Below are 11,071 nucleotides of genomic sequence, written 5' to 3' on the forward strand. Positions count from 1 at the left end.
GTTACAGATGAAAATGAAGAGATAATTGGATTTAGTGAAGGAGCTCCGCCAATAGGCAAAGAAGATAAGGTGCTTTATGCTTTTAGTTTTTAACTTGAATAATGTAAACATTGATATTTAGGAGATAAGGATGAAAAAACGAAAGAATAACTCTAACATTCCAAGGCATAAAAGATTAAAAAGATCTTCTAGATTAGAGGCTGCGAGATGCTGGATATCTAAATATGATGGCCAAAATTTAGTTAAAGGGTATAGTAAGCATTTTGGAGTAGATAAGCTATGTGCAGTAAAGGAATTAAATTTTCTAGGATATAAAATCAAGGATGAATATGTAAAGCAATTGGAACGTAGCTTTGAGGAACAAGTAAGGATTAATCAAAATAGAAAAGAATTAAGGAAAAAGAATTCCAATATTACAAGTTATGAAAATTATGAGGATATGTTTTGGGATTTTGAAGAATGCTTGCAAGATAAGAATGATGAGTGGTGCGAAGAAATGCCATTTTGATTGTATCACAGGAAGAAGAAATTGAAATGATAAGATTTACTAAATAAAATGTTAAATTATATTATGTATAAATTGTAGAAAAAGCACTACAGATCTTTGTCGGATGGAGTGCTTTTTTCTTTACTTAATAAATGTTAATTATCAGCCTTTGATTTAGACTGCTGCATGCCTCTAGCTTTAGCTTCTTTTAAAGTAATTTCATAGATATTCTTACTTTTTTTTAAAGTTGGATCATCTTTGCTTAAATGATAAACATCACTTTTGGGTACACAATAAACTATTGTATTTTCATCATTAGTATTTGCTGTTGTAGCATTATTAGTGGATGAATTTGTGCTTGTATTTTCTGATGATTTTACGGAAGTGTCGGTATTCGCCGCTTGTACTTTTGTATCATTTGAAGTAGGCGGTTGTGACTTATTATTTTCACTTGCTGCTGGCTTAACTTCATCTGTAGATTTGCTATCATCTTTAGTTTCAGACTGTTCAGCAGGTTTGATTGCTTCTGAATTACTTTCAACCTTTGAGTTTGTAGCAACTGTTTTGTCAGCCGTTGGTACATTTTTTATACCTACCAACAATAAAGTAAATAAAATCATAAAAGAACTTAAAAGAATTTTGCCCGCCTTATTGAATGATTTGAATTTGGAATTCTTTATGTTTAAGTATACTACTAGCCCAATTCCTGTTAATAAAATTAAAAAAGAGAACTTAATAATTATAATGAAAGCGATTAATCCCATTACTATTTTAAAGATTGTTGATTGATAAAATTTCATAATACCACTCCTTATGTTAATTCTGTATATAATACTATAATATAGCAAAAGTTGAGTTGATTATATAGGCTTAAATAAATAAATCATGTGTAAAAATAACATATATTGTTAGAATTTATACGGTTATTGTGGTAAAATATTCATATGTAACAAGGAAAATGAAATAATCGAGGGGAAAATTATGAGCAGCTTTAAAATACTTGAAGATGAAGAATTAAATATAAAGGAAAAGGAAGCAGTTTTTATTTCTGAATACCCAAATATACGTGAGTTTAGAAATGCAAGTACAGGGCAAGACAACCATTTATACACTAAGCTTAAAGAAAGTATTAAAAATGCTAAAGCTATTGATATAATAGTTTCTTTTCTTATGGATTCTGGAGTCAAGATGATTTTAGAGGATTTAAAAGAAGCCATAGATAGAAACGTCAGTATAAGAATTTTAACAGGTAGTTATTTAAATATCACATCTCCATCTGCTCTTTATATGCTTAAGGGAGCACTTAAGGATAAGGTAGATTTAAGATTTTACAATGTTCATAACAAGTCTTTTCATCCCAAGTCTTATATTTTCCATACTGAAAATGATAGTGAAATTTATATAGGTTCGTCTAATCTTTCAAAGGGAGCTTTAACAGATTCTATTGAATGGAATTACAGGTTTTTACGCTCACAAAATCCTGAAGATTTTAATGATTTTTATGATGAATTTGAAAATTTGTTCCTTAATTATTCTGAAATTATAGATGATGTGGTAATGAAGAATTACTCGAAGAATTGGAAGAGGCCGCAGGTTTACAAGGATCTTGAAAAAGCTAAGGAAAGTGAAGCTGAAATTGAACCAAAGGAAATCGAAGGAAATAAAGTTATAGAGCTATTTGAACCAAAGGGAGCACAGATAGAAGCTTTATATGAATTAGAAAATTCAAGGGAAGAAGGCTTTGATAAAGGGTTAGTAGTTGCTGCTACAGGCGTAGGAAAAACATATTTAGCGGCGTTTGATTCAATAAGAGCCGAAAGAGTTTTATTTGTTGCTCATAGAGAAGAAATAATTAAACAGGCGGCTTTAAGCTTCAAAAATGTTAGAAAGTCTGAGGATATTGGCTTCTTTTATAACAATACTAAGGATAATGATAAAGCAATGATTTTTGCATTGGTACAAACCTTGGGGAAGGATGAATATTTAAAGGAAGAATATTTTAAAAGGGATTATTTTGATTACATAGTAATAGATGAGTTTCATCATGCAGTATCAAGTAATTATAGAAAAATTATAGATTATTTTACACCAAAATTCTTACTTGGCTTAACTGCAACACCTGAAAGACTTGATTCAAAAGATGTATTTTCTCTTTGTGATTACAATACAGTTTATGAAATAAGGCTTAGTGATGCCATAAATAAAGGTTACCTTGTACCTTTTAGGTATTATGGAATTTATGATGAAACTGTAAATTATGAGAACATCGAATTCAAGAACGGAAAATATAATGATAAGGAATTAGAAGAAGCCTTAATGCTTAATAAAAGGGGAGAACTAATTTTAAATCATTATAAAAAATATAATTCGAATAGAGCCTTAGGGTTTTGTACTTCAAAGAAACATGCGGAATACATGGCGAAATTCTTTTGTGAAAATGGAATAAGTTCTGTAGCTGTATATAGTGGAGAAAATGGAGAATACTCGGAAAATAGAACAGAGGCATTGAATAAATTAACTAGGGGAGAATTAAAGGTAATTTTTTCAGTAGATATGTTTAATGAAGGTTTAGATATACCTTCTATAGATATGGTAATGTTCCTAAGACCAACTCAGTCTCCAACGGTATTTTTGCAGCAGTTAGGAAGAGGACTTAGAAAACATAAAGATAAGAAGTATTTAAATGTTTTAGATTTCATAGGAAATTATAAAAAGGCTGATCTTTTACCATTTTTATTAAGCGGAAAAGCTTATTCTAGAATTGAGGCTAAAAAAGGCATATTTAATGAAGAAGAATATCCAGAAGATTGCAGAGTAGATTTTGATTTTAGAATCATTGATGTGTTTAAGAAATTAGCAGCTAAAGAAATGAACATCAAAGATAGAATTCTACAAGAATTCTTAAGGGTAAAAGAGCTTGTAGGTCATAGACCAAGCAGAGTTGAATTTTACAATAATATAGATGATGAGGTTTATTCAGCAATAAAGAAAACAAAAAGTTCCTTAAATCCTTTTAATGATTATTTAGGATTTTTAAAAGAAAATGGAGAATTACTTGAAAATGAAGAAGATTTATTTAATAGCATAGGACATGACTTTATTAAAATGATTGAAACCACAAAGATGAGTAAGAGCTATAAGATTCCTGTTTTCCTTGCATTTTATAATGGGGGAAATGTGAAGATGGAAATTGATGAGGAGGATGTTTATAGGAGCTTTTATGAGTTTTATCATAAGGGAAGTAATAAGGTGGATATGTTTAGAGATAAGAGTACGGCGGATTTTGAAAGTTGGAACAGGAAGAAGTGGGTGAAGTTGGCTAGGGAGAATCCGGTTAGAGCTTTGGTTAGGAGTGAAGGAAAATTCTTCACAGGGAGTGGGAAGGCTTTAATAGCATTAAAAAATGAAGATATGAGAGATATTATTGGGGAAGATGAGTTTGTTGAGCATATGAGGGATGCTGTTGTTTATAGGATGTATGAGTATTATGAGGAGAGAACCTTAAGTATTGACAACTGATAGAAGTGTTACATTATAAGTATTCTTAAAAGTCACATTTGCAACTAAAGAATGAAAATGAGTAATGATTATGATACACTATCAATATAATAAAAGGTATTAGTATTAATTGAAATATATTATAGCAAAAAATGGAAAATAACAATCTGAGAAAGATTTTAGTAGATAAATAAAGTAATTAAATGAAAAAATTATTTGTAACATTAATATATAAAAAAATGAATTCAAATTAAGGAGTTAAAATGGAAAGATACATAAATGATGAGTGGACATTAAAAGATGAACTGGGTTATCAGGAAGTAGTAGATCAAGTTAATAAAATAATATTTAATGCAGAGCCTCCATTTACAATAGGAATTTATGGCGGATGGGGATATGGGAAGACAAGCATTATGAGACAGCTTTATTTTATGAATGGAGGTGAAATAGACTCTTACAAATTTCCATTTGTTGATGAGGCAAATGAGGAGATTGCTGGTGAAGAAAAGAAAGAAATAATTGAAAAGCTAAAAGAAAAAGGGAATATCAATGATTATGAAGCAGTATGGTATAATCCGTGGGAACATCAATTTGAGAAAGAACCTGTCATTGGACTGTTACATGAGATTAGAGAGCGATTTAATTTTTTCACTAAATCAACTGAAGAAGCAAAAAAGCTCGCAGATATTTCGATACGAACTGGAATAGATATTATATCAGGGATAATAAATGCAATAACAAAAGTGAAAGTGGATGCATCAAATATAGAAAAATATGGTGAAAAGTATGAAAAAAACAATTTTGAAATAGCAAGTTCATCTCAAAGATTTAAACTTTTATTTGAACAAGCGGTAAAGAAACTATTAGGAGATAAAAAAGATAGGAAACTTATAATTTTTATTGATGACTTAGATAGATGTGAAGATGATAGCATTATAAATTTAATTCGTGGAATAAAATTATACCTTTCAACGTCTAATTGTATTTTTGTGCTTGGAATGGATCAAATAAATGTAATGAGGGCTTTAAAAAAGAATAATATACATAAAGATTATTTAGATAAATTGTTTCAATGTATAATAAGAGTTCCATTAAGTAATAATTATAAGAAGTTTATTGTAGAAATTACTAAAGCGTATTATTCAAATAAATCACAATATAATGAATTTTGTAATCTGCTTACTGATATTTTGGAAAAAAATCCAAGAAAGGTAAAGAATTTTTTAAATTCTTTCAGAACATATTATGAAATTGCTGAAAGAAGTTTTAATGGTAGTGAATTTAGAATAGAAATATTAATTTTATTTCATTATCTTAGAGTTTATTATGAACCAATATTTGCAATTTTAGAGAGGGAGCATAGTTTTATTGAAAATTTAATAAATGTATGTAAAGGCGAAAATGCAAATAATAAAGTAGAATTAATGTTTAAAAGATATCTAGATAATCCTTTTGTTGATTATGAGAACATACCATTAAAATTTGAAACAGAAGAGGTTATTTCGGATAAATTAGAAGATATAGAGTTTTCTTACATGGAAGAAATATCATATAGATATGAAGCTCTTAAAAAATTTAAAGAATATTTGGTCAAATATTTTGATAAAAATAATTCAGAATTTACTACTAAGAAATTGATAAAATATATTGGAACCATAGAGGTGAATTGATGAGTAATAATATTAATCCTAATTTTATTGAGACTATTGAACAACGTAAGTTCAGACAAATATTTATGGAAAGAATGTATTCAGCTTATCATTTTGATGACAATTCGGGATTATTAGATATTGGGGAAGATAAGAAAATATCATTGCAAGATATCTATGTTCCTCTTCGTTTTAGTAAGATTGAATTAAACGAGGATAGAGATTGGGGAATAGAAGAAAACTTAACATCATCGCTTATTGAAGTATTAGATGAATCAAAGCACGTTGTTATATCAGGAAAACCTGGAAGTGGTAAAACTACTGTTTCAAAGATAATTATTACTATGTTATCTTCAAAAGCTCTAACAGCTATTACAAAAAAATATGGAAGAAGATTACCTCTGTATTTCAGATTAAGAAATTATGATATAAGGAATATAGAAACAGCAGATGATTTAGTAAATATGTATATTGAAGATCAAAGCAAAACATTAGGATTAGAGATAAGTAAGGATATACTCAAGTTTTATTTAGAAAATGGATGGTGTTTTCTTTTAGTTGATGGAGTAGATGAAGTAGGAGGTATAAACAACAGATTAAAAATTAGAGAAATAATTTTAAAGAAATTTGCTTTGTTTAACGAAGACAATTATATTATTGTGACAAGTAGACCTTCAGGTCTAGAAAGAGTGCCGTTCAATAAATTAATTGAAGGAGATAAGCAAGAACATAAAGACGTTAAATTTCTTGATTTATTTTATGTTGATTCCTTTAATAAAGAACAAGTTCGTGAATTTAGTGAAAAATGGTTTGCTCTTAGAGAAATATCTCAAAGTATAATAAAGGATAAAACAAATGATTTCTTAGAGTCGATCGAGAAAATTAAAAGTCTGTCCGTTTTGAGAAGAAGACCTGTATTTTTAACAATGATGATTCATATTCATACAACTAAGGGTAAATTACCTCATTCAAGGGCAACTGCATATGAAGAGATGGTTAAAGCCTATATAGAGAATATAGATATTACTAGAAGACTTCATAAAGGAATGTATCCAGATGAAAATTATGCTGAATGGAATTTTGAAGATAAATTAAAATTACTTCAAGGAATTGCGTATGAGTTTCATTGTTCTATAAGTAATAGAAAAGATAAAAAAGTTCAGATTGTTGTAACGCGTAAGAGATTACTTAATGTAATAGAGAAAATTATAAGAGAAAAACAAGATCAATTTCAAACTTTACAGCTAGATGATAAGGAAGCAGTGCTGAGTTTTTATTTAACAAGGACAGGATTGTTACATGAACCAGAACAAGATAAAATTCAATTTTCACATCTTAGTTTCCAAGAGTATTTAACAGCCAGATATATATATACTGAAGTAATTGAGAATTTTTTTACAGCTTCTGAAATTATAAATAAAGAAATTGCATCAAGGCTTAATGAAGATGAGTATAGTCGATGGCAAGAAATAATATTATTATTCTTTAGTATGAATAAAACATCAACAGATCAAATATTGGAGTTAATGAAAAAAAATAAGAAATTTAATGAATTTAGATACTATTTCACACATATGATAATTTTAATGTTAAATTCTGAGGAATACGGGATTAAAAAAAAGCAAGAAAAGAAATGGATTAAAGAAGTTATTGTGAATATTGCTATTATAGATGAAGAAATTAAGTCTTTAGAAAATGATAAAATTACTAGAAAGTACCAAAATAAAGGCGTTGGTGATTTGTTAGAATTATTTTTAGTAAATCAAAAAATAAATATTCAGATAGAAGACTTAAAAGAAATTTTCTATGAATATTTTGAAAAAATTAAATTAAATAATTCTTTAAAAGAAAACTATTCAATATTTATGGTTATATTAAAAATAATATTGCATAATAAAAATACTAGTATGCTATTAAAAAATGAATTAGAATTAGCTATAAAATTTGTTGTCAATGAACATGAAGATAAATTATATTTTATTTCGTGTGCTGAGGAATATTTTGATACATTTAATGAATTATCTGCTACTATTTCAGAATCATATGATCTTAACGAAAAAATTATTGTAAGAGATTTTGTAAGTTCAACAGTTTACCAAGAATTTTCAAATAATAATAGATGGGACTATAAAATTTTAGAGTACGAATATATTATTAGAGAATTACTAATAATAAGATTCTTCTTAAAAGCGATGAATATATTTAAGATTAATGGAAAATTAAGTTTAAATAAGATGGAAAGAAGTCTATTTAAGGAAATGAGAAAAGCAGAGTGTAAATTATGGGATAATCATTGGGAGCTAAAACGATGGCACTATAGTTGTAATGGATATAAGCTAGCAAGGTACCGGAATTTGGCAAGGGGACTTGTAGTGAGTCATTTGAGTGATGATAAGTTAGTATATAGAAGTAGATTTTCGGAGATTATAGGTTATTGTAATATTAATGATATAATTAAGAATGAAATTGAAAAAAATCATATTAATAATTTTGTTTTAAAGTTTGAAAAAATAATAGATATTATTGAAAAGAATTCTAAAAATAAAAAAGTTAGGGAATTAAGCGACTGTTGTGAGATTATAGAATTAATGTTTCTAGTTATTCTATCTGATTATAAATTTTCTAAAACATGTAGAGAAATTAAAATACCTTGGAAAAATTTTGTTGAATTAAGAGAATTTAATGATATATGTTGCAGTCCTAAAAAGTTATATGATTATCTTGAATGTTCAAATGTAGTTGACTATTCAATTTTTGTAGAACAGTATAATAAATACTTTTTCCAACCATATTCATTTCTTAATATTTTGAAATTTATATTTGAATCAGAGGATGAAAATATATTGACATACTCATTTTTAGATATTCTCAAGATGTGTAATAGCTGGATGTATGAAATTAAAGAGAAATTAGATAGCATTATAATCGAAAATAAAGAGTAATATAAACAGAATTTTATAAAGTACAAATGAAATAAAAAAGTCATACAAATATAAAAAAAGCTATCCTTAAAAAGATGGCTTTTTAGCATATAAAAGCAAACTTGTTTTGTATTTAGAAAGAATTATAGTAATATATACCTATAAATATGAAAATAAGAGGTAACAAAATTGAATATAGAAAAGAACTTAATTCTAATAAAAAATGAAGATAATACAGAAGAAATAACATATTGCAGTCCAATAACTAATGGCAAGCGTAACATAACTTTTAAAAACAACAGAACCTATACATATAGCAGCTACAATGTAGAATGGAGTAGTAAATATACAGAAATAAATCCCGAAGCTGTAATTGTTTATGAAAAAGGAATTCCAATTTCAGGCATTACTAAAATTATAAAATTTGATGAACTTGGCTACATTAGGTTAATATTTAAAACTGGATATCATAAGCTATATCATAAATCAGAGCTGGATATTCAGAAGAATAGCCTTGAGGATTCAATTTGTAAAGATTATTTTTCATATTTAAGAGAGCTTGCAGGAAACATTGATTTTGAAAATGATAATGATTTTATAAGCAGACAGTTTGAAAATATGACAGCCATAAGTCCTCATAGTGTTTTGGATAAGTATTTAAATAATAAAACAGTTAAAAAGATAACCCATTATAGTCAGATAATATTTCCCTTTGGATTTAACATAAGTCAAAAGGAAGCTACAGAAAAAGCTTTGACTAATCAGATTACTATTATTGAAGGGCCTCCTGGGACTGGGAAGACGCAGACTATACTAAATATTATTGCAAATGCTGTTATGGAAGAGAAAACCGTTGCTGTTGTTTCTAATAATAATTCTGCCACTTTAAATGTTTTTGAAAAGCTTAAGAAATATAATGTTGATTTTATAGCAGCTTATTTAGGAAATAAGCAAAATAGAATTGAATTTTTTGAAGCTCAAAATGGTAAGTATCCAGATTTGAGCAGTTATAAATTAGATGATGAGAAACTTCAAAAGATAAAAGATGATTTAATAAATTCTCAAAAGTTACTAGAAGAAAGGCTAGAGGAAAAGAATAAATTAGCGCTTTTGAACATGGAAAAATCAAATTTAATTACTGAAAATGGTCATTTTGAAAAATACAATAATGAAGATAAACTTGAGTTATCAAGATCATTGCCAAGACAGAGTGCAAGCAAAATAATGTCTTTGTTAATGGAATATAATATGCTTACGGAAGAGCATGGATATATTAAATTCCTATATAAGCTTAAATTTTTACTTAAGTTTAGCATCTGGAATTTTGGGTTTTATGATAATTCACCCGAAATTATAGAAAAATATCTTAAGCAATTGTATTATAAGTTAAGACTAGAAGAACTAGATAAGGAAATTCAAAGCTTAGAAAATAAGCTAAATAGATACAATTTTGATGGCGAAATGAAAAAATATAGTGAAAATTCTATGATTTTATTAAAGCATACTTTATATAAGAGATTTAATAAAAGCAAAGACAGAGCTATTTTTAATGAAGATGTTTTATGGAAAGACTTTGGAGCTTTCATTAAGGAATATCCTTTAATACTTAGTACAACCCATTCTTTAAAAAGATGTGCAAGTGAAAATTATTTATTTGATTATATAATTATAGATGAAGCGTCTCAAGTTGATATAGTTACTGGAGCTTTGGCTTTTTCATGTGCTAAGAATGTTGTAATTGTTGGAGACTTAAAACAGCTGCCTAATGTTGTTAATAATAAAACAAAGGAAATTAGTAATAGTATTTATAATAAATACAACTTGAATGAAGCTTATATGTATTCAGAAAACAGCTTATTATCTTCTATTTGCAAATTATTTAATGATATACCAAAAACCTTGCTTAAGGAACATTATAGATGCCATCCCAAGATAATAGATTTTTGCAATAAGAAGTTTTATGATAATCAGCTTATTATTTTAACTGATGAGAATTCTTGTGGTTCTCCTTTAGAAGTCTATAAAACAGTAAAAGGAAATCACGAAAGAAATCATTATAATCAAAGGCAGATAGATGTAATAGTAAAAGAAATACTTCCTAAATTAGATGGAGAAGAATCTATAGGAATAGTCTCGCCTTATAGAAATCAAATAAATGAATTAAAATGTACAATAAATAATGAAAATATTGAAGTGGATACAGTACATAAATATCAAGGAAGAGAAAAAGAGAGTATAATAATCTCCACAGTTTCAGACAAGCGTGATGATTTTATGGATGATGCTAATCTTTTAAATGTTGCTATATCTAGAGCAGAAAAAAAGTTAGTTATTGTTGTTTCTGATAATGAAGAATTATTAAATAACAGCAATATAGGAGATTTAATAAGATATATTGAATATAACAATCTTGAAATAATAAACAGTAACATATATTCAATTTTTGATTTATTATATAGTTCATATTCAGAAAAGTTAATAGAGTTCTTTAAAATTCATAAAAAAGTTTCTAAGTA

General features: G+C 27.3%; 6 protein-coding genes. 5 read left to right on the forward strand and 1 reads right to left on the reverse strand.

Annotated features, from left to right (window positions below):
• Positions 1-130: 130 nt before the first annotated feature.
• Positions 131-508, forward strand: a complete 378-nt coding sequence (locus COL3_RS15135; RefSeq protein ID WP_008424218.1) for a hypothetical protein — start codon at positions 131-133, stop codon at positions 506-508.
• 134 nt (positions 509-642) lie between these two features.
• Here the strand turns inward: COL3_RS15135 and COL3_RS15140 are convergent, their stop codons facing one another.
• Positions 643-1,287 (reverse strand): hypothetical protein, encoded by a 645-nt coding sequence (locus COL3_RS15140; protein WP_008424220.1) that lies wholly within the window; start codon positions 1,285-1,287, stop codon positions 643-645.
• Between the two features lie 181 nt (positions 1,288-1,468).
• Here COL3_RS15140 and COL3_RS15145 point away from each other — a divergent pair, with 181 nt between their 5' ends.
• The 4 genes from COL3_RS15145 to COL3_RS15160 form a co-directional block, all read left to right on the forward strand.
• Positions 1,469-4,006: a DEAD/DEAH box helicase family protein gene (locus COL3_RS15145; RefSeq protein ID WP_008424222.1), complete on the forward strand. Its 2,538-nt coding sequence runs from the start codon at positions 1,469-1,471 to the stop codon at positions 4,004-4,006.
• A 242-nt stretch (positions 4,007-4,248) separates the two neighbouring features.
• Positions 4,249-5,655: a P-loop NTPase fold protein gene (locus tag COL3_RS15150; RefSeq protein ID WP_008424224.1), complete on the forward strand. Its 1,407-nt coding sequence runs from the start codon at positions 4,249-4,251 to the stop codon at positions 5,653-5,655.
• Positions 5,655-8,576, forward strand: a complete 2,922-nt coding sequence (locus tag COL3_RS15155) for an NACHT domain-containing protein (protein WP_008424226.1) — start codon at positions 5,655-5,657, stop codon at positions 8,574-8,576. Before COL3_RS15150 ends, COL3_RS15155 begins: the two co-directional genes overlap by 1 nt.
• Positions 8,577-8,744: 168 nt before the next feature.
• A partial coding sequence (locus COL3_RS15160) for an AAA domain-containing protein (protein WP_099716653.1) occupies positions 8,745-11,071 on the forward strand: 2,327 nt, incomplete at its 3' end.

The sequence above is a fragment of the Clostridium sp. LS genome (genome assembly GCF_002760435.1).
GTDB lineage: Bacteria > Bacillota > Clostridia > Clostridiales > Clostridiaceae > Clostridium.